Source organism: Flammeovirga pacifica (assembly GCF_000807855.2).
Classification (GTDB): Bacteria; Bacteroidota; Bacteroidia; order Cytophagales; family Flammeovirgaceae; genus Flammeovirga; species Flammeovirga pacifica.
This window is the reverse complement of record NZ_JRYR02000001.1, coordinates 1,295,489-1,295,870: the sequence shown is the minus strand read 5'-3', so window position 1 is coordinate 1,295,870 and position 382 is coordinate 1,295,489. Positions and strand designations below refer to the sequence as shown.

Annotated in this window: 1 protein-coding gene; it reads right to left on the bottom strand. The window is 33.2% G+C overall.

Annotated elements, in window-relative coordinates:
• On the bottom strand, positions 1–382 hold a 382-nt coding region (locus NH26_RS05215), incomplete at both ends, for an IS110 family transposase (RefSeq protein WP_199880257.1).

Sequence of the window (382 nt, the reverse complement as noted above, 5' to 3'; positions counted from 1 at the left end):
TCTTTCATTGTTTTTTTAATACTCCTTGTTACTTCTTTAGAAGAGTAAATAGAAGTATTTGCTTGCTCAAGTTGTCCTCGTAAAGCATTTTTAATTGACTGTAGATCTTCGAGGTGTCTTGTTATTGATCGTAATTCATATAATTGTTTTGAAATAGGAGCCCATATAGTTAAAGGTTGAGTTGCTCCCATTACAGCCAGTCCTTTGGCGTCGATTTTATCATTTTTGGATTTATTTCCGATACTTTGAAAATAAGCTTTTGCTCTGTTTGCTAACACGATATGAACCATTTGATTTCTCTCATATAAAAACCAAGCAAGTTGCTCATGATAAACACCTATTGCCTCCATGGTAAAACTAATTGGAAGCTCTTTTGTGTTTA